Origin of the sequence: Pseudomonas sp. RSB 5.4 (assembly GCF_037126175.1) — a bacterium.
Lineage (GTDB): Bacteria > Pseudomonadota > Gammaproteobacteria > Pseudomonadales > Pseudomonadaceae > Aquipseudomonas > Aquipseudomonas fluorescens_H.
This window is the reverse complement of the sequence record NZ_CP146986.1, coordinates 5,534,215-5,553,370: the sequence shown is the minus strand read 5'-3', so window position 1 is coordinate 5,553,370 and position 19,156 is coordinate 5,534,215. Positions and strand designations below refer to the sequence as shown.

At 59.2% G+C, this 19,156-nt stretch carries 13 protein-coding genes; 7 read left to right on the top strand and 6 right to left on the bottom strand.

What is annotated here, in order from left to right; all coding sequences use genetic code 11:
- Positions 1-115: 115 nt before the first annotated feature.
- Positions 116-1,699, bottom strand: a complete 1,584-nt coding sequence (locus V9L13_RS24920; protein WP_007965665.1) for a peptide chain release factor 3 — start codon at positions 1,697-1,699, stop codon at positions 116-118.
- Between the two features lie 359 nt (positions 1,700-2,058).
- Here V9L13_RS24920 and V9L13_RS24915 point away from each other — a divergent pair, with 359 nt between their 5' ends.
- The 5 genes from V9L13_RS24915 (at position 2,059) to V9L13_RS24895 (ending at position 7,281) form a co-directional block, all read left to right on the top strand.
- Positions 2,059-2,748, top strand: a complete 690-nt coding sequence (locus tag V9L13_RS24915) for an ABC transporter permease (RefSeq protein ID WP_177327464.1) — start codon at positions 2,059-2,061, stop codon at positions 2,746-2,748.
- Positions 2,749-2,769: 21 nt separating this feature from the next.
- Complete coding sequence (locus tag V9L13_RS24910; protein WP_338800810.1) at positions 2,770-3,663, top strand: glycine betaine ABC transporter substrate-binding protein; 894 nt, start codon at positions 2,770-2,772, stop codon at positions 3,661-3,663.
- A gap of 12 nt (positions 3,664-3,675) precedes the next feature.
- On the top strand, positions 3,676-4,329 hold the full coding sequence (locus V9L13_RS24905; RefSeq protein WP_338800809.1) for an ABC transporter permease: 654 nt from the start codon (positions 3,676-3,678) through the stop codon (positions 4,327-4,329).
- On the top strand, positions 4,326-5,483 hold the full coding sequence (locus V9L13_RS24900; RefSeq protein WP_338800808.1) for an ABC transporter ATP-binding protein: 1,158 nt from the start codon (positions 4,326-4,328) through the stop codon (positions 5,481-5,483). Before V9L13_RS24905 ends, V9L13_RS24900 begins: the two co-directional genes overlap by 4 nt.
- A gap of 634 nt (positions 5,484-6,117) precedes the next feature.
- Entirely contained in the window at positions 6,118-7,281 is a 1,164-nt protein-coding gene (locus tag V9L13_RS24895) for a type III PLP-dependent enzyme (protein ID WP_003221589.1), read from the top strand.
- Between the two features lie 47 nt (positions 7,282-7,328).
- Here V9L13_RS24895 and V9L13_RS24890 read toward each other — a convergent pair whose 3' ends face one another.
- The 4 genes from V9L13_RS24890 to V9L13_RS24875 form a co-directional block, all read right to left on the bottom strand.
- Positions 7,329-8,207 carry a hypothetical protein gene (locus V9L13_RS24890; RefSeq protein ID WP_338800807.1) on the bottom strand — a complete coding sequence of 293 codons (879 nt, stop codon included), beginning with the start codon at positions 8,205-8,207 and terminating at the stop codon, positions 7,329-7,331.
- Between the two features lie 47 nt (positions 8,208-8,254).
- Positions 8,255-10,471: an alpha-xenorhabdolysin family binary toxin subunit A gene (locus V9L13_RS24885; RefSeq protein WP_338800806.1), complete on the bottom strand. Its 2,217-nt coding sequence runs from the start codon at positions 10,469-10,471 to the stop codon at positions 8,255-8,257.
- A gap of 201 nt (positions 10,472-10,672) precedes the next feature.
- Entirely contained in the window at positions 10,673-11,428 is a 756-nt protein-coding gene (locus V9L13_RS24880) for a tetratricopeptide repeat protein (RefSeq protein WP_338800805.1), read from the bottom strand.
- Positions 11,425-12,105: a Fe2+-dependent dioxygenase gene (locus V9L13_RS24875; protein ID WP_003221582.1), complete on the bottom strand. Its 681-nt coding sequence runs from the start codon at positions 12,103-12,105 to the stop codon at positions 11,425-11,427. Before V9L13_RS24875 ends, V9L13_RS24880 begins: the two co-directional genes overlap by 4 nt.
- Before the next feature lie 207 nt (positions 12,106-12,312).
- Here V9L13_RS24875 and V9L13_RS24870 point away from each other — a divergent pair, with 207 nt between their 5' ends.
- Together V9L13_RS24870 and V9L13_RS24865 are read left to right on the top strand one after the other, a co-directional pair.
- On the top strand, positions 12,313-14,634 hold the full coding sequence (locus V9L13_RS24870; RefSeq protein WP_338800804.1) for a TonB-dependent siderophore receptor: 2,322 nt from the start codon (positions 12,313-12,315) through the stop codon (positions 14,632-14,634).
- 252 nt (positions 14,635-14,886) lie between these two features.
- Positions 14,887-17,415, top strand: a complete 2,529-nt coding sequence (locus V9L13_RS24865) for a sulfite reductase flavoprotein subunit alpha (protein WP_338802903.1) — start codon at positions 14,887-14,889, stop codon at positions 17,413-17,415.
- A gap of 117 nt (positions 17,416-17,532) precedes the next feature.
- Here V9L13_RS24865 and V9L13_RS24860 read toward each other — a convergent pair whose 3' ends face one another.
- On the bottom strand, positions 17,533-19,074 hold the full coding sequence (locus V9L13_RS24860; protein ID WP_338800803.1) for an alkaline phosphatase D family protein: 1,542 nt from the start codon (positions 19,072-19,074) through the stop codon (positions 17,533-17,535).
- Positions 19,075-19,156 lie beyond the last annotated feature (82 nt).

The following is a 19,156-nucleotide window of genomic DNA, read 5'->3' as shown; positions in this document are numbered from 1 at the left end:
GGATATACACCCAAACCACCCGAAGCCTGGTCGGCCCGAAGGCCGCCAAGACCAAAGCCCAAAAAAAGCCCCCAAGGCCTACACCTCAGGGGCTCCAGACAACTCAGCTCAACGCTTAGTGGTGCTCACGGGTCGCACGGAACTTCACATCCGGCCACCGCTCTTCCATCAACGCCAGATTAACCCGCGTCGGCGCCAGGTAGGTCAGGTGCCCACCGCCATCCAATGCCAGATTCTCCACAGCCTTGTTGGAAAACTCCTCAAGCTTCTTCTTGTCGCTGCATTCAATCCAGCGCGCGGAGTAAACAGTGATCGGCTCATAAGAGCACTCAACCTTGTATTCCTCCTTCAAGCGGCTCGCGACCACATCAAACTGCAGCACACCCACGGCGCCAAGAATGATGTCGTTGCTACGCTCCGGAAAGAACACCTGAGTCGCACCCTCTTCAGCCAGCTGTTGCAGCCCTTGACGCAACTGCTTGGACTTCAACGGATCACGCAAACGCACGCGACGGAACAGTTCCGGGGCGAAGTGCGGGATGCCGGTGAAACCGAGGACTTCGCCTTCGCTGAAGGTGTCGCCGATCTGGATGGTGCCGTGGTTGTGCAGACCGATGATATCGCCGGCGTACGCCTCTTCCAGCTGTTCACGCTCGGAGGAGAAGAACGTCAGGGCGTCGCCGATGCGCACGTCCTTGCCGGTACGCACATGGCGCATCTTCATGCCTTTCTCGTATTTGCCGGAGCAGATACGCATGAAGGCGATGCGGTCACGGTGTTTCGGGTCCATGTTCGCCTGGATCTTGAAGATGAAGCCCGAGAACTTCTCTTCCACCGGCTCGACGGTGCGCTCGTTGGCGACACGGGCCAGCGGACGCGGGGCCCAGTCAACTACGGCGTCGAGCACGTGGTCGACCCCGAAGTTGCCCAATGCAGTACCGAAGAACACCGGGGTCAGTTGACCGTCGAGGAACTCCTGCTGGTTGAACTCGTGGCAGGCGCCCTGCACCAATTCCAGCTGTTCGAGGAAGCGCTCGTACTCGTCGCCCAGGTGCGCGCGCGCCTCGTCGGAGTCGAGTTTCTCGATGATCTTGGTTTCGGTGCGTTCGTGACCGTGACCGGCGGTGTAGACAATGATGTAGTCGTCGGCCAGGTGATAAACGCCCTTGAAGTCACGGTAGCAACCGATCGGCCAGGTGATCGGCGCAGCCTTGATCTTGAGGACGGCTTCGATCTCGTCGAGCAGTTCGATCGGGTCGCGGATGTCACGGTCGAGTTTGTTGATGAAGCTGACGATCGGCGTGTCACGCAGACGGCAGACGTCCATCAGCGCGATGGTCCGTGGCTCAACGCCTTTACCGCCGTCGAGCACCATCAGCGCCGAGTCGACCGCCGTCAGGGTGCGGTAGGTGTCTTCGGAGAAGTCTTCGTGGCCCGGGGTGTCGAGCAGGTTGATCATGTGTTCGCGATACGGGAACTGCATGACCGACGTGGTAATGGAAATACCCCGTTGCTTCTCCATCTCCATCCAGTCGGATGTCGCATGGCGGTCGGATTTACGGGATTTCACCGTGCCGGCCACTGCAATCGCCTTGCCCATCAACAGGAGCTTTTCGGTGATCGTGGTTTTACCGGCATCGGGGTGGGAAATAATGGCGAAAGTGCGGCGTTTCGCGACTTCGGCGGCCTGGTTGGTCATGGGAAATCGCCTGGCGGTGATTCAAAAAAGGGCCGCGATTATAGCCCAACTCGATGCAATAACCGAACCGTTGAGCACATTAAGGGTGGCCAAATGCTGCCCCGGATGGGAACCTTTTAAAGCACGGAGACGTCCATCCCCTGTTACGACATTTCGTCAGGGGCTGAAAAATCAGCAAGTTAGCCTGACGAGGCTGCGCTCATGGCTCGCTTTCAGACCGCTTGTTGCCGGTGCTGAAGGAGCTGCTTCTCGCGAACGTTTATTTCCCGGCAGCCAGGCATGGCATGCCACTCGGGACGGCGTTCGCCGACTACAAGAAAAGGAGTCCGCCTGTGGCTATCCGCTATGGCAAAGGGCTGATGGGAGGTGCGGTGGTTATCGCGCTCCTGGCCCTGCTGGTCCACTGGATCGGCATCAACACGATCGAACACTACCGCGACGATTTGTTGTTTTACCTGCAAGCTCATCTGATTCTCGTCCTCGCTTCAATGCTGGCCGCCCTTGTCGTGGGCATCCCCGCCGGTATCTTCCTCAGTCGCCCGACCATGGTCGGCCGCGCTGAACGTTTCATGCAGATCTTCAATATCGGCAACACCGTGCCACCGCTGGCCGTACTGGCGATTGCCCTGGGGATTCTCGGCATCGGCAGTGGTCCGGCAATCTTCGCTTTGTTCCTCGCCTCTCTGTTGCCGATTGTGCGCAACACCTACGAAGGCCTGAAAAACGTCCAGGGTTCGCTGAAAGAAGCCGCCGTCGGCATCGGCATGACCCCGCGTCAGGTGCTGTGGAAAGTTGAATTGCCCAATGCGGTGCCGATCATCATCGGTGGCGTGCGCGTAGCCTTGGCGATCAACGTCGGCACCGCGCCGCTGGCCTTCCTGATCGGCGCCAACAGCCTCGGCAGCCTGATCTTTCCCGGCATCGCCCTGAACAATCAGCCGCAACTGCTGCTCGGCGCCGCGTGCACCGCGCTGCTGGCCCTGCTGCTCGATGGCGTGGTCACCCTCGCCAGCCGTCTCTGGCTGGAACGCGGTTTGCGCCCGTCTTAAGGCTTTTGCGAAGGAATATTTATGAAACGACTTAGCTTGATCTTAGGCTGCATCATGCTGTTCGCAGGATTGGCCCAGGCGGCGGAAAAACCGGTGATTCGCCTCGGCGCCCGGGTGTTCACCGAGCAGACCCTGCTCGCGGAAATCACCGCGCAATACCTGCGCAGCAAAGGTTACGACGCGCAGATCACCGGCGGTCTGGGCAGCAACCTCGCCCGCAGCGCTCACGAAAGCGGGCAACTGGACATGCTCTGGGAATACACCGGCGTGTCGCTGGTGGCCTATAACCATGTCACCGAAAAACTCGACAGCGAACAGTCCTACGCCCGGGTCAAAGAACTCGACGCGAAAAAAGGCCTGGTCTGGCTGACCCCGTCGAAATTCAGCAACACCTACGCCCTCGCCCTGCCGAAAAAAGTCGCCGAGGAGTATCCGCAGATCAACACCATCAGCGACCTGAACAAGGTGTTGCGCGATGAAGCCAAGACCAATCACCTGGTGGCGCTGGACACCGAGTTCGCCAACCGCTCCGACGGTCTCGACGGCATGGTCAAGCTCTACGACATGAACCTCACCCGTAAGAACATCCGCCAGATGGACGCGGGGCTGGTCTACACCGCGCTGCGCAACGGCCAGGTGTTCGCCGGTCTGGTCTACACCACCGACGGTCGCCTGAATGCCTTCGGCCTGAAGTTGCTGGAAGACGACAAGCACTACTTCCCCGACTACACCGCCGCGCCGGTGGTGCGTCAGGCCTACCTCGATGCACACCCGCAACTGGCCGAGCAACTCAAGCCGCTGGCAGAACTGTTCGATGACGAAACCATGCGCCAGCTCAACGCGCGGGTCGACGTCGATCACGAAAGCCCATCGAAAGTGGCCGCCGACTTTCTGCGCCAGCACCCACTCAATTAAGGAGGAAAAGTCATGGAATTTCTGAACGCCTTTTCCCACCTCGACTGGCAGCAGGTGATGCACCTGACCTGGCAGCACATCACCCTGGTTGGCGTCGCCGTGACACTGGCGATCCTCATTGGTGTGCCGCTGGGCATTCTGATGACGCGTTTCCCCAGCCTCGCCGGTCCCTTGCAGGCCAGCGCCACAGTGCTGCTGACCGTGCCGTCGATTGCGCTGTTCGGTCTCCTGCTGCCGTTCTACTCCAAGTTCGGCCAGGGCCTCGGGCCGATGCCGGCGATCACCGCGGTGTTCCTTTATTCGCTGCTGCCGATCATGCGCAACACCTACCTCGCCCTGACCGGCGTCGAGCCGGGCATCCGTGAAGCCGCACGCGGTATCGGCATGACCTTCGGCCAGCGCCTGCGCATGGTCGAGTTGCCGATTGCGGTGCCGGTGATCCTCGCCGGGGTGCGCACCGCGGTGGTGATGAACATCGGCGTGATGACCATCGCCGCAACCATCGGCGCCGGTGGCCTCGGTGTGCTGATCCTCGCCTCCATCAGCCGCAGCGACATGTCGATGCTGATCGTCGGCGCGCTGCTGGTCAGTCTTCTGGCGATCTTCGCCGACCTTCTCCTGCAGTGGCTGCAACGTACGCTGACTCCAAAAGGACTCCTCAAATGATCGAACTTCAAAACCTCAGCAAGACCTTCCAGAGCAACGGCAAAGATGTCAAAGCCGTGGACTCGGTGAGCCTGACCGTCAATGAAGGCGAAATCTGTGTGTTCCTCGGGCCATCGGGTTGCGGCAAAAGCACCACGCTGAAAATGATCAACCGCCTGATCAAGCCGACCTCGGGCAAGATCCTGATCAACGGTGAAGACACCACCGACCTCGACGAAGTGACCCTGCGTCGCAACATCGGCTACGTGATCCAGCAGATCGGCCTGTTCCCGAACATGACCATCGAAGAGAACATCGTCGTGGTGCCGAAACTGCTCGGCTGGGACAAACAGAAATGCCACGACCGCGCTCGCGAACTGATGAGCATGATCAAGCTCGAACCCAAGCAGTATCTGCATCGCTATCCGCGTGAACTGTCCGGCGGCCAGCAACAGCGCATCGGTGTGATCCGCGCACTGGCGGCGGATGCGCCGCTGTTGCTGATGGACGAGCCGTTCGGTGCGGTCGACCCGATCAACCGCGAGATGATCCAGAACGAGTTCTTCGAGATGCAGCGCGCGCTGAACAAGACCGTGATCATGGTCAGCCACGACATCGATGAAGCGATCAAACTCGGCGACAAGATCGCGATATTCCGCGCCGGCAAACTGCTGCAGATCGACCATCCGGACACCCTGCTCGCGCACCCGGCAGACGACTTTGTCAGCAACTTCGTTGGCCAGGACAGCACCCTCAAGCGTCTGCTGCTGGTGAAGGCTGAAGACGCAGCGGACAACGCGCCATCGGTCAGTCCAGAGACCCCGGTGGCCGATGCGCTGGAATTGATGGACGAGCATGACCGCCGCTACGTGGTGGTCACCTGTGCCGAGAACAAGGCGCTGGGTTACGTCCGTCGACGCGACCTGCACCGCCAGACCGGCACCTGCGCGCAGTATCTGCGCGAGTTCAACGCCACCGCGGCGTACGACGAACACCTGCGCATCCTGCTGTCGCGCATGTACGAGTTCAACCGTTCGTGGCTGCCGGTGATGGATGCCGAGCGGGTGTTCCTGGGTGAGGTGACGCAGGAGTCGATTGCGGCTTACCTGAGCTCGGGGCGTTCGCGCGGGATGAAGACCAATATCGTCTCGCCGGCTGAGGCTGCAATCGCGTAAAAACTCCAAACCTGTGGGAGCGGGCTTGCTCGCGAATGCGTAATGGCCGTCGGCGGTGATGTCGGCTGTGAAAATGTCTTCGCGAGCAAGCCCACTCCCACAGGATCTGTGCAATTTCCTGATGATTCGCAGGCGGAAAAGAATCTCAACAGCTGCGTTCACGGAACTTCTGCAAGCAGCCGCTTACAAACGGCCAAAATCCCCCTCACACCCACCTGTCGCCGCCAACGTCGCCGATGTTGCGCCTATCGCACTTACCCACTAGTTAGCCGAGAAAAGCGGCGAACGTGCAGGTATTTTTAACACATGAAAATTCCTGGGGAACATCTGCCCGTCATCTCGGTCGGCTACAAAGAGTGATATCCGCGACGCACGTCAGAAGCGTGCAAAAACGCGACATTTTTAGTTGATCTCAGGCCCCTCACGCCCTAAAGTTCGCGCCGAACGTCCATGCTGGAAACGATCCATCCGGCTCAAGTACTGACGACGAGACAGCAAGGCCAAGGGCAGTTACGCCCGTGGCCTTTTTGCTTTCGGCGACATGCCTTGGGAAGTAGGCGAACCAAAGTGGGGATACGGAGGACGTTCATTTACACCCATGTTTTTACCCGTTTGCCCATAGGAGCACTCCAGCATGTCGATCCAGGTCGAAGACTATTTCGCGCGCGAAACCTTTCAGAAAATGAAGGCGTTCGCCGACAAACAGGAAACCCCGTTCGTGGTGATCGACACCGCGATGATCAGCCAGGCCTACGATGACCTGCGCGCCGGTTTCGAATTCGCCAAGGTCTACTACGCGGTCAAGGCCAACCCGGCCGTCGAGATCATCGACCTGCTCAAAGAGAAAGGCTCGAGCTTCGACATCGCCTCCATCTATGAGCTGGACAAAGTGCTGAGCCGTGGCGTCAGCCCGGATCAGATCAGCTACGGCAACACCATCAAGAAATCCAAGGATATCCGCTACTTCTTCGAGAAGGGCGTGCGCCTGTACGCCACCGACTCCGAAGCCGACCTGCGCAACATCGCCAAGGCTGCACCGGGCTCGAAAGTCTATGTGCGCATCCTCACTGAAGGCTCGACCACCGCCGACTGGCCGCTGTCGCGCAAATTCGGCTGCCAGACCGACATGGCCATGGATCTGCTGATCCTCGCCCGTGACCTGGGCCTGGTGCCGTACGGCATCTCGTTCCACGTGGGTTCGCAACAGCGCGACATCAGTGTCTGGGACGCGGCGATCGCCAAGGTCAAAGTGATCTTCGAACGCCTGAAAGAAGAAGACGGCATTCACCTGAAACTGATCAACATGGGCGGTGGCTTCCCGGCCAACTACATCACCCGCACCAACAGCCTGGAAACCTACGCCGAAGAAATCATCCGCTTCCTGAAAGAAGACTTCGGCGATGACCTGCCGGAAATCATTCTGGAACCGGGCCGTTCGCTGATTGCCAACGCCGGTATTCTGGTCAGCGAAGTGGTACTGGTTGCGCGTAAATCCCGCACCGCTGTCGAGCGCTGGGTGTATACCGATGTGGGCAAATTCTCCGGCCTGATCGAAACCATGGATGAAGCGATCAAGTTCCCGATCTGGACCGAGAAGAAAGGCGAGATGGAAGAAGTGGTCATCGCCGGCCCGACCTGCGACAGCGCCGACATCATGTACGAAAACTACAAGTACGGTCTGCCGCTGAACCTGGCCATCGGTGATCGTCTGTACTGGCTGTCGACCGGTGCGTACACCACCAGTTACAGCGCCGTCGAATTCAATGGCTTCCCGCCGCTGAAATCGTTTTACGTGTAATACGTCGCGATGGTGAAAAAGGCCCATGAGCAATCATGGGCCTTTTTTTATGGGCGCAGCCACGCCTCAAGATGATCGAGCATTGCCATGCAATCATTGGCGCTCTCGGTCAATGCGGCGAGTTTGAAATTCAACTCACTCAGTTTCACCGCAGCCTTCGCCTGCAAGAGTTGATTGCACATGCTATCGAGGCGCTGATAAAGCGCTTCGATGAATAGCCCCATCTGCGTATTCACCGATACGAATCCGTTGAATAACGCCACGATATCGGCCTTGTATGCAGCCGCCCTGATGGACGGATCAGTCGATGCATAGGCCAGATCCCAGACCGGCGTCGTCAATGGATCGCCAAACAGCCCTTCGGCTACGGTTGGCGTCGTATGACACAGGCAGGAGCGGTGATCCATGGCGCTGAGAAACACTGACTTCAAGCCAAATGACTCGTCGTACACTTCCACGACCGTGTATTTCAGCTGCCCTATCTCGGCGCGCAGCGCATAGAAACGCAGTGCCAGTTCGTGTATCAGGTCAGGCACATCCTCTGCTGGAAACAACTGCCAGCTGGTCGACCGCGAAAGACTGAACTGCCGAAAGTCCACTTGGCTGACAGGCTCGTGTCGGGAGGTGTTGCCTGTGATATCCAGGGCTTCACGAGTAAACACTTGCAGATCCGCCACATACCCTGCGCCAAGACGCCTGGAGGCTTCGGTACGCGCCCAGAAATCCTGCAGATAGCGTTGATTGAACCGGGCGTTCTCCAGACGCGAGTCTTTGGCCAGAACGGCCAATTGATGCCCTGCCTTTCTCCGGCGCTCGAAGACCAGCGGTATCGCATTGAACGTGGTCGGCAAGGTGCCGAGAAATTGCCCGTAACGGTCCAGTACACGCCGTTGCATCGCTGAAAATTCATAAGCCATAGCATTCATGCTGTTTCAGGAAAGGCAGGCCGGTCGCCCACCTTCCCAGCTCCCTGTTATTGATGAATGCTCTGCAGATACTTGACGACTTCGGCGACTCGATCAATCGCTGCTTGCGTCCGGGTTTCAACGGGAAGCGAAGTGTTCTGCCTGAAATCACTGGCGAAGCGGGTAAAGTCATCGATCAGAACGCAGAACTCTCCAGCGTAAGCCACACGGCCATCGTCCAGTTGATCCAGGGTTTCGACCAGCTCAATCCGGCCTTCAATGCGCGCGAGGTCTTTGCTGTATTTGTTGATCTGTGCGCGCAGATCACCTGCCTGTTCATTCAGCCGGTTGTACGCTGCCAGCATATTCAGAAAGGAAATGGCCTCGCCAATGCCGGAAATCAGTTTCTTCAGCGTCTCGATAGCCAGCAGGGCAACTTGCACCTGAGGTGGCGCCAGTCCCAATGCCTTGAGGTTTTCCAGAGACAACTGCGCTTGTTCGCCAATTTTCTCGATGCCAGCCTTGGCGATCAGATCAATACCCTCGGAAACAGACTTCATTTCGGTCGTCAGGTCTGCGAGTTTTTTGTCAGATCTGGCCTTGAGCTCGATCGTGGTGACACGCTCGGCCTTGAGCGTCACGATCCACTCGGCCGAAGCGCTGCGATCGTAATGAGCGCTGATGCTCTTGTGCACGGCTTTCAGATCTTCGTTCTGCACCGCCACCTTATTGAAGATATTCTTCAGCTCGAACTCCATATCCTCGCGAACTTCGTCCGCCTCGTCTGGATACTCCAGCTCAGCCTGATAGCTGCGCAGTTTTTTCTCGGCGCGTTCCAGATAAATGCCAGTGGCCTGTGCCTGACTCCGCAGATCGTAGGTGGCCTTGTTGATGGCGAGCACCAGACTGTTCATGGCCCCGACAGTTCCAGGCATGTAATCGAACTGCTCGAAGAGCATTTGAGCCGTGGTATTCAGCGCTTGCACGCCAGCATTATGCTCACGCAGGCGCGCCATGTTGAACACAGGAACAGCCGAACTTTCTGATAGCAAAGACATCATTGACCCACTCCGAACAACCAGCCCACTTCTTTCATATTCTCTGTCAGCTTCTTCAAATACTTTCAGCAACTGATCAGAGCTGACTTTTATCTGTTCCCAAGGATCGACGATACTCAGTAATTGATTCTTGAAACGGCGTAACGAAGTCGCTTCAAAAATACCTTCAACTTCTTTGGCAGAAGCCTCGACGTAATCACTGAGGGCATTCCATACAAGCATGAGGTTCTGAGTCGCGACCTCGGCTTCAATCGCCACGTAACTCAAATTCTGCAAATCATCTCGAACCTTGTTCAACGAACTCAGCGTCTGGTTCTTGCTTGCCATACTCTGGTTATCGACCTGCTGCAGTTGCTTCAGGCGATTACGTTCAGAGCGGATTTTCTCGGCCTTGACGCCTTGGTAAATGCCAAGAATCAATCCGCCAATATTCAGGGTGGCCGCCGACCTGATCGCTTCCTGCACCAGTTGATCGTATTGTTTGTTCAGTTCATCAATTTCTTTTGCGCGCTGATCAATGACAGCCTGCAGCGCCTTGATATCGTTCTGGTAAGTGTTCCTGGAGACGAACTGCAGTCGCAAGGCAATTTCCGGCAGCACCTTTTCACGCATATCGGCGCCAAAACTGTCCAGCAGGGCCCGAACGCGCTCGGCGTCCTGATGACAAAGCGCAACTTTAGCCAACAGGTCATTGAGATACCCCTTGATATCCAGCACATCTTCCGAAGACAGGTCCAGATCAGGCAGACCCGGAATCTGCCGTTGCAGATTCAGATATTCCTCAGGCGTATTGATGTTGTGCTCTTCGAGATACCTTGAGGCCTTGAGATCCTCATACACTTCGACAATGCCGTTACCCGTGCGGATAATACTGCCGGCAAAGATTCTCAGATCGTTACCGGTCAACATGATCTTTTCGCGTAATGGCGACCAGCGCTTGGCGTGATCATAGGTCATGCTGAAGGTGCGCAGAAAATCTCCCGCTTTCAGGCCCACGCCGCCTTGATCACCCGCACCATAGTTCAGATAGGCAATAACATCTTGCAACCGGACGGGCAGCGAGAGGCCGAGGGCCTCATACTTCCTGAGACTGATAATTTGCTCTTTGGTCAGTTGTATACCGGTATCGCGGTTATACCCCTCACCCACACCCAGCGAAGCATTTACAAATGCCAGGGGTGCTTTCGCGGCGGCCTCGACCACCTTGTCATTTAATTTGAGTTCCATCAAAGACTCCTTGTCTTCCGTGGATATTAATAACCGTTATTTTATTTTCGATATCGACAAGAAACTTCCAGCCACTTGAACAACATCGAACCCAACAGTAGGCAGATACAACTAATCCGCCAAGTTATTAACTATTAAAATTAAATACAAGAACCAGCAAATCCAACTAACCTGTGGCAAACCAAAAGACTTTTTAATGACTCAAGCGACGAGCAGTTCCCCAAGCCGCTGCCGATAAGCATCGGCCATCTGGCGAATCGACGGATGACTGGCGCTCGACAATGAACCCATGCTCACCCGCAGGAAATTCACGTTCCCTATAGCCAGTGCCTTGCGCAACCAGCCCAGCGCGTCCTCGATCAATCCAGCATCAGCCAGCACTGCGGCATAACTGAACTGCCCACGAAAATCCCCGCCCTCGGCCGAACGTCGGTACCAGTCGCGCGCGGCGGCCGGGTCGGCGCGACAGACCAGCCCTTCTTCCAGATAACGCCCCAGCAGGTTCATCGACTTGGCGTGGCCGGCTTCAGCGGCGCGCTGATACAGCACCAGGGCCTGAGCATGATCCAACGTCACTCCGCGCCCGGTACCCAGCAGATTGGCCAGGTTATACATCGCCCAATCCAGCCCCGCGTCGGCGGCGATCCGGTAATGCTGCGCGGCAACCGCAGCATCGGCAACACAACCCCAACCATGCTCATGGCAGCGACCGAGCATGTTGCGCGCCATCAGATGCCCTTGCCCGGCTGCGATGCCGAACCAGCGCAGCGCCAATGGCACATCCTGAGCGATGCCGCGACCATCGAGCAGGATCTGCCCGAGCAGCGCCTGCGCTTCGACAATGCCCTGCCCCGCCGCGAGCAGAATCGCCTGCGCCGCACGCGCCGGGCTTTCTTCAAGCATGGCGTTGAGCTGCGCGCCGTCGAGTACTTCCTCGCGCCGCAGTTGAAAACTCATACCTCGACCCAGCGCCGCAGCAGATTGTGATAGGTGCCGGTGAGGCGGATCAGCGACGGGTGATCGGGCATGTCTTGAGTCAACTGCTGGATCGCCCCGTCCATCTCGAACAGCAAGGCGCGCTGGCTGTCTTCGCGTACCAGACTTTGCGTCCAGAAGAACGACGCATAACGCGTACCGCGCGTGACGGCATTGACCTTGTGCAGGCTGGTGCCGGGGTACAGCACCATGTCGCCGGCAGGCAGTTTTACCCGCTGGGTGCCGAAGGTGTCCTGGATCTCCAGCTCGCCACCGTCGTAGTCCTCGGGCTCGCTGAAAAACAGCGTGGCCGAGAGATCGGTGCGCACCCGTTCGATGCTGCCCTTGGGCTGGCGTACAGCGTTGTCGATGTGAAAATCGAAACTGCCGCCCGCCGTGTAGCAGTTGAGTAACGGCGGAAATACTTTGTGCGGCAGCGCGGCAGACATGAACAGTGGGTTTTTCCACAGCCGTTCGAGCATCGCCGCACCGATTTCCTTGGCCAGTGGATGACCTTCAGGCAGTTGCAGATTGTGCTTGGCCTTGGCCGACTGATAACCGGCGGTGATCTTGCCATCGGCCCAGTCAGCCTGCTCCAGCGCCTCGCGGATGCGCTGCACTTCGTCTTTGGCGAACAGGCCGGGAATGTGCAGCAGCATGACGAACGTACCTGATGGCAAAGGGGTGCCAATGGTATTGATTCTTATTGACCGTGTAAAACCCGTGTGACGAATGAATCGGCAAAAACCGTAAGGCCAAATTGTAAAGAATGTAAATTCGTCGCGAATAACAATATTTCGCAATTGATACGAATACCTGTTTACCCTATATTCCGCCGCCTCAAATCCTTGGGGAGGGGAATAAAAATGTCACGTCAACACGCACAATTGCCGGTCAGTTCACCACGTCTGCTCGCTTCGGCAATTGGTGTCGCCATTACTGCCGGCTCCGCTGGGCACATGGTATTTGCCGCCGAAAAGACCGACAGCAAAGCCTCCGGCAATGCCATCGCTCTGGACGCTACCGCCATCACCGGTGAAGCGCAGGACCCGACGTCCTACCAGGTCGAAAAAGCCTCCTCGCCCAAGTACACCGCACCGCTGGTCGACACCCCGCGCTCGGTCACTGTGATCCCGCAACAAGTGCTGAAGGACACCGGCGCGCTGAACATGCAGGACGCGCTGCGCACCGTACCCGGCATCACCTTCGGTGCCGGTGAAGGCGGCAACCCGCAGGGTGATCGTCCGTTCATTCGCGGTTTCGACGCTCAGGGCGACACCTATCTCGACGGCGTGCGCGACACCGGTTCACAGAGCCGCGAAATCTTCGCCGTGGAAAACATCGAAGTCAGCAAGGGCCCGAACTCCGCCATCGGCGGTCGCGGCGCGGCTGGCGGCAGCATCAACCTGGTGAGCAAGAAAGCGCACCTGGGCAACTCCTTCGACGGCGGCTTCACCTGGGGTTCCGACCAGACCCAGCGCTACACCCTGGATGGCAACTACCAGTTCAGCGACACCGCTGCCGGCCGTCTGAACCTGATGAGCCACGAGAGCAACGTCGCCGGTCGCGACAGCGTCGATTACGATCGCTGGGGTATCGCCCCGTCCCTGGCGTTCGGCCTGGGCACCGACACCCGCGTCAACCTCGACTACTACCATCTCGAAAGCAACGACACCCCGGATTCGGGCATTCCGTACACCATTCCGGCTGCAGGCTCGGCGGCGCGTACCAAGTCCAATCCGGACAAACCGTACGCCGGTGGCGATCACAGCAATTTCTATGGCCTGGACGATCGCGACTTCCGCAAGGGCCGTACCGACACCGCGACCTTCGCCATCGAACATGATCTGAGCGATTCGCTGACCATCAAGAACACCCTGCGCCACGGCACCAGCATGCAGGATTACATCCTGACCCAGCCGGACGACAGCAAGGGCAACGTCAACAACGGCACCGTGTGGCGCCGTGCCAACACGCGCGTCAGCAATACCGAAACCACCACCAACCAGACTGATCTGTTCGGCAATTTCTACATCGCCGGTTTCAAGAACAGCTTCTCCACCGGTGTCGAGTACACCTACGAAGAAGCCCAGAAGTCCTCGTACAACGTCAACACCGACACCACACCGCGCAGCCCGGGCAACGCCAGCACCAACTGCACCCCGTCGATGATCGGCGCCTCGAGCGGTTACAACTGCACCTCGCTGTCGAACCCGAATCCGGGCGATCCGTGGAACGGCGCGATCTCGCGCAACTACGCCGGCACCGACACCAAGGCCAACACCTATGCGCTGTACGCGTTTGACACTCTGGAGTTGTCCGAACAGTGGCTGGTGAACATGGGACTGCGTTACGACCACTTCTACACCGACTACAAAACCTACACCAACGCCGGCACCACCACCTCCAAGGGTGATGACACCAGCGAGTTCGTGACCGGTCAGTTCGGCGTGGTCTACAAGCCAGCTCCGAACGGTAGCATCTACGCGTCCTATGCCACGTCTGCGACGCCACCTGGCAACACGTTGGGCGAGGGTATGGAAGGCAACCCGCTGGGCGGCACCCCGGATCGCAATGGCAACCTGCTCAAGAGCGACATGGAGCCGGAAACCACCAAGAACTACGAAATCGGCACCAAGTGGGATCTGTTGAACGATCGCCTGTCGCTGACGGCTGACATCTTCCGCACCGAGAAAGAAAACGCTCGTGTGCAAGTCGACACCACCTCGTACGAAAACGCCGGCAAGACCCGTGTGCAAGGTATCGAGCTGTCGGCCAGCGGCAAGATCACAGACAAGTGGCAAGTGTTCGCCGGCTACGCGTTCATGGACAGCGAACAAGTCGACGGCGGCCCGATGGGCAAGGCCAACGATGGTAACGAGTTGCCAAACACGCCGAAAAACAGCGCCAGCCTGTGGACCACTTACCAGATCACGCCGAAGCTGACCCTCGGTGGCGGCGCGTTCTACGTCGACGACGTATACGGCAGCGTGGCCAACACCACGATGGTCGATTCCTACGTACGTTACGACGCGATGGCTGCCTACAAGCTGAGCAAGAACGTCGACCTGCAACTCAACGTGCAGAACCTGACCAACGAGGTCTACTACGACAAAGCGTTCTCGACCCACTTCGCCAACCAGGCGGCGGGCCGTACGGCATTGCTGAGCACCAACTTCCACTTCTGACCAACGCTGTAAATGTGGGAGAACCTGCAGGAGTGAGCCTGCTCGCGATGAGGTCGTGCCTGCCAGCGAATGGATTGACTGATCCACCGCTATCGCGAGCAGGCTCACTCCTGCAAAGGTAGGCGCCGCAAGATCATGGCCCCGTTCATTCCATTGAACGGGGCCTTTGTGCGTAAAGAAGAACGCTTCTCGACAACCCACGGCATAATGCGCGCCGTGATGACAATTTTTCGAACGGACAAGGCGAGCGACGTGTTGAAGAAAACCCTGTTCCAGTTGCACTGGTTTTTCGGCATCACTGCCGGGCTGGTGCTGGCCCTGATGGGCATTACCGGTGCCGCCTATTCGTTCCAGGACGAAATCCTGCGGGCGCTGAACCCGTCGGTGTTGCAGGTGGAAAAACAAGTCGCCGGCGTCCTGCCTCCAGTCGACCTGGTGGAACACATCGAAGCGACTTCCGGCAAGAAAGTCTCGATGCTCTGGGTCGAGACCGACAGCGGCAACGCCGCGCGCGTCTACTTCACTCCGCCCAAAGGCGAACGTCGTGGCGAGATGCGCTACTTCGATCCCTACACCGGCGAGTTCATGGGCGACGCGGTTGGCCAGGACTTCTTCGGCCTGATGCTGCAGCTGCACCGTTTCCTCGCCATGGGCGATACCGGACGCAACATCACCGGCGCCTGCACCCTGATCCTGTTGTTCTTCTGCCTGTCCGGGCTGTACCTGCGCTGGCCGCGACAGTGGAACAGCTGGCGCGTGTGGCTGACCCTCGACTGGAAGAAAAAGGGCCGCAGCTTCAACTGGGATCTGCACTCGGTGGCAGGCACCTGGTGTTTGCTGGTGTATCTGCTGCTGGCCTTGACCGGGTTGTCGTGGTCCTACGAGTGGTACAACAAGGGCCTGACCAAACTGCTTTCCGATGCGCCGCAAAACGAGCGCGTGCGCGGTGGTCGCGGCCCGGCGCCGGAAGGTCCGGCACCGACTGCCGATTACGCGGCGATGTGGAGCAGCATCTACAGCGCCGCCGGTCCAGGTCTGTCGGCCTACAACATCCGTATGCCGCCAGTGGCCGGGCAACCGGCGACCGTGTTCTATCTGCTCGACAGCTCGCCGCATGATCGCGCGCTGAACCAGATCACCCTCGACCCGGCCACCGGCATCGTCAAACGCGTTGATCGCTACGCCGACAAGAGCTTCAAGGCGCAGCTGTTGACCAGCATTTACGCGCTGCACGTCGGCAGCTATTTCGGCCTCGTCGGACGGATCATCATCACCCTCGCCGCCGTGTGCATGCCGCTGTTTTTCATCACTGGCTGGCTGCTGTATCTGGATCGCCGACGCAAGAAAAAGCAGATTCAGGACGCGCGCAAAGGTCTTGAACAACCGACCGGTAATGCCCCTGGATGGCTGATCGGTTTTGCCAGCCAAAGTGGTTTTGCCGAACAACTGGCCTGGCAGACCGCCGGGCAATTGCAGGCCGCCGGGTTGCCGGTGAAGGTGCAGCCGCTGGCGAATGTCAGCGCAGAGGATCTGCGCGAATCGAACCACGCGCTGTTCGTGGTCAGCACCTTCGGCGACGGCGAAGCACCGGACAGCGCGCGCGGTTTCGAGCGCAAAGTGCTGCGCGAAGCCACGACCCTCGACGGCCTGAATTATGCGGTGCTGGGCCTGGGTGACCGCCAGTACGCGCACTTCTGCGGCTTCGCCCGACGCCTGCATCAGTGGCTCGGCGAACACGGCGGCAAGACCCTGTTCGCCCCGGTCGAAGTCGACAACGGCGATCCGTACGCCCTGCGTCACTGGCAGACTCAACTCGGCCTGATCACCGGACAAGCGCCGGTCGACACCTGGCAAGCGCCGAGCTACGACAACTGGACACTGCTGCGCCGCGAACTGATGAACCCGGACAGCAGCGGTTCGCCGGTGTACCTGTTGGGCCTGAAGGCGCCGAGCACCAGCAGCTGGCTGGCCGGCGATCTGGTGGAAGTGCTGCCGCGCAACTGTGCGTGGGCGATCGAGCACTTCCTCGACGGCCTCGGCATTCGTGGCGAAACCACCGTGAAGATCAACGGCCTCGAAGAACCGCTGGAAGTCGCCCTCGCCAGCCGCCAGTTGCCGGAACATCGTGCGCATCTGGTCGGCCTGCATGCGCAAGCGCTGGTGGATGCGATGGTGCCGCTGGCGATGCGCGAATACTCGATCGCCTCGATTGCCGCCGACGGCGTGCTGGAACTGATCGTGCGTCAGGAACAACACGCCGATGGCAGCCTCGGCATCGCTTCCGGCTGGCTGACCGAACACGCCCCGGTAGGCGGCGCCATCAGCCTGCGCGTGCGGCGCAACAGCGGGTTCCATCTGCCGAATGAACCGCTGCCGATGATTCTGCTGGGCAACGGCACCGGCCTCGCCGGGTTGCGCAGCCTGCTCAAGGCACGCATCGCCGACGGTCAGCAGCGCCACTGGCTGCTGTTTGGCGAGCGCAATCGCGAGCATGATTTCCTCTGCCGGGCGGAGCTGGAAGAGTGGTTGATCAATGGCGATCTGGCGCGCCTGGACCTGGCGTTTTCGCGGGATCAGGCGCAAAAGATTTACGTCCAGGATCGCCTGCGCGAATCCGCTGACGAGCTGAAAAAATGGCTGGCTGACGGTGCGGTGATCTACATCTGCGGCAGCCTGCAGGGTATGGCCTCTGGCGTCGATCAAGTGCTCAACGACGTGTTGGGGGCAGCCGAAGTCGAACGCCTGATCGAACAGGGCCGTTACCGCCGCGACGTGTACTGACACCCATCATTCCCCTGGGGGAGCGGGCTTGCTCGCGAAGGCACCGTGCCAGTCGATATCAACTTCGCTGACACACCGTCTTCGCGAGCAAGCCCGCTCCCACAGGTTCCGCAGCGTCTAGACGGGCTGCAACTTCTGCTCAAACACCGCCACCCCATTCAAATCCCGCAACACCACACTCATCTCCCCGCTCTGCCCTTCGATATTCACCTCGCCAAAGAACTGAAACCCGGCAAATGGTGAAGCGTTCTGCGTCGGCGGAGCCTTCTGGAACACCACTTCCGGGCCGAAGGTCTTGTCCAGCGGATTAGGCCCGAAGCTCCCGGCATTCAGCGGCCCGGCGACAAACTCCCAGAACGGTTCGAAATCCTGAAACGCCGCGCGCTCCGGATGGTAGTGATGCGCCGCGCAGTAATGCACGTCCGCGGTCAGAAACACGAAATTGCGTACCTGTTGCGCGCGCAGGAAACCCAGCAACTCAGCGACTTCCAACTCACGTCCTTGCGCCGGGCCGGGATCGCCGTTGGCCACCGCCTCCCAGCGTGCCACGCCGGGGCTGACTTCACCGTCGGGCACACCGAGGCCGATCGGCATGTCGGCGGCGATCACCTTCCACTGCGCCTTGGAGTGCTCCAGCCCACGCTTGAGCCAGTCCAGTTGTTCGCGCCCGAGGAAAGGTTTGGCCGCGCCGAGGTTGTCGTCGTTGGCCCCGCGATAACTGCGCATGTCGAGCACGAACACGTCGAGCATCGGCCCGTAGCTGAGCTTGCGATAGATCCGTCCGCCGCCATCGGCCGCCTGCAATCGCATCGGCGAATATTCCAGCCAGGCCTTGCGCGCACGGCCGACCAGGGTGTGGATATCTTTTTCCTGATAGCGCTCGTCGAGCTGCTTGCCCGGCGACCAGTTATTGACCACTTCGTGGTCGTCCCACTGCCAGATCTGCGGGACTTCGGCGTTGAAGCGGCGGATGTTTTCGTCCATCAGGTTGTAGCGATAGTTGCCGCGATAATCGTCGAGGGTCTGCGCGACTTTGCTCTTGGCTTCGGTGGTGAGATTGCGCCAGATCCGCCCGCCTTCAGTGGTCAATTGCGCCGGCACCGGGCCGTCGGCGTAGATGGTGTCGCCGCTGTGGATAAAGAAGTCCGGCAAGCGCAGACGCATGGATTCGTAGATGCGCATGCCGCCGATGTCCGGGTTGATGCCGAAGCCTTGGCCGACGGTGTCACCGCTCCAGACAAAACGAATATTGCGCCGCGCCGTCGGTGCGCTGCGCAGGTGGCCGAGCCACGGCTCGCTGGCGACGCCGGTTTGTGCGTCCTTGAAATACACGCGATAGAAAATCGCCTGATCGGCGGGCAGCCCGGTGAGTTCGACCCGGGCGGTGAAGTCGCTGCGCGCATCGGCCAGGGCCGAGACTACACGGCGTGGGTGGCGAAACTGGCTGCGGGTGTCCCACTCGACCACCATCCGCGCCGGGCGGTCGCTGCGGCTCCAGATCATCGCGCGGTCGCCCTGCAGGTCGCCGGACTGCACGCCGTCGGTGAGTTGTGGCCGATCCTTGACCGACGCGATCACTGCCGGCGCCAGCCCGGGCATCAGCAGCCCGGCGCCGACCACTTGCATGACCCGACGGCGCCCGAGGTTGAAATCGCTCATGCTGTTCTCCCTGAAAAAAGGAAAACTTAAGCACGCAATGATGAATCCGGCATGACAACACATCCCCTGTGGGAGCGGGCTT